Origin of the sequence: Streptomyces sp. NPDC057543 (assembly GCF_042801895.1) — a bacterium.
Taxonomy (GTDB): Bacteria; Actinomycetota; Actinomycetes; order Streptomycetales; family Streptomycetaceae; genus Streptomyces.
In genome coordinates, this window is the sequence record NZ_JBHVFF010000588.1 from 1 (window position 1) to 1379 (window position 1379).

Sequence of the window (1379 nt, forward strand, 5' to 3'; positions counted from 1 at the left end):
CTCACCGTGCGCTGGCTCGGCCTCGACGCGTCCGCCAGCCGACTGCTCGGCCACCCGCATCCAGGCACGCTCAGCTTCCTGGCCACCGAGAACGAGCAGCCCTTCATCGCCGCCTGGAACGTTCCGTAGCGACAGCCCGCTGCCTCACGCCTGCCGCGAGAAGCACCGGAAGCAGTGTTCCGCCTTGCGCTCGTAGCGGCGATGGGGGCGGCGGCGCCCCGCCGGCCACGACACCGTCCACAGATGCTCGTGGCTGTCGAACTCTTGCCAGGGCGCGCAGTCGACGCCCTGGCATGTCGGCCGGGTGGAGTCTTCGCCGATGCCAGCAGTAGGGGCAGGGGGGTGCCTGTCCTCGCCGCGGAGGACGCCCGCAGGCCTTTGGCGTCCGGCCGCCGGGCGCGGATCGAGACCAGCGCATGATCGTGGAGAAGGGGCTTCGACTCGGCAGCTCTGGACTCGTAGTGCCGGAAGACCGCAATGATCAGCCCGTCCTTGACCCGGGCGCGCTGCTTGCCGCCGCCTTTCCAGCGGATCTGTGCGACCGCCTCCTCCAGCCACGCCAGCGTCTTGTCCCGGGCGATGTCCTGGCACAGCTCCAGCACCCGGCGGGTCTCGTGGCCCATCAGCGCCCACGCGATGTGTGCCGTCGGCGGAGCCCGGAACACCAGGTGCATGCCGAGCCAGGGGACGCGCTCCTTGGCCTTGTCGGTCTTGGGCGACTGGTTGTGCTCGATGGGCCTGCCCAGCACGGTCGCCCGCCGCGCCCTCGCCGGATCGTCGCCCGCCTCAAGGCGCTCGTGCTCGATCCGGTCGGCGTCCGGGTGCCAGCCCTCCCCAGGAGCAGCTCGGCCTGCCGCTCGGTCACCACGTCCCCAGCCGTGAGGCCGACCGCGGCCAGGCCCCGACCCTTCCAGATCCCGGGCGGGACACCGGCTTCGTCCTGGGCGGCGCGACAGCGACCTGCCCGCAGAGCGCTGGCCGTCGCCGACCATCACGCTGCGGAAGTAATACCGCCACCCGCCTCCCGGACGGACCTCCGCTTTGCTGATCACTGGGCCATAGAACCCCGCCTGTGACCTGCGGAAAAGCGCGAGCTGGGGTCCTTCCCGCCGGGCGGCAGGACGCCCGGCCCGCGTCTGGTTCCACCGGTACCGCTGCAACGGCTGCGCGGCCGCTCGGCCCCAGCAGTTCGCGGACGTGATGCGCGCCCTCTACGAGAGCTGACCGTGCGGCCGTGCGCTGCGCCCCAACCACACGAGCCCCACCCGCCCCGGAATCGCACCGCACCCGACTCCACCGTCATTGAGCGCACACCAGAGCACCACTCCCCCGACAACCCACCTCATGTCTTCTGTCCGCGCCGCCTGCCCCGCGCCCCG

Annotated in this window: 1 pseudogene; it reads right to left on the reverse strand. The window is 71.9% G+C overall.

Features of this window, described 5'->3' with window-relative positions:
- Nucleotides 1-374 precede the first annotated feature (374 nt).
- A pseudogene (gene mobF / locus ACFU8Q_RS41495) lies at nucleotides 375-992 on the reverse strand (MobF family relaxase); the annotation flags it as partial.
- Nucleotides 993-1379 lie beyond the last annotated feature (387 nt).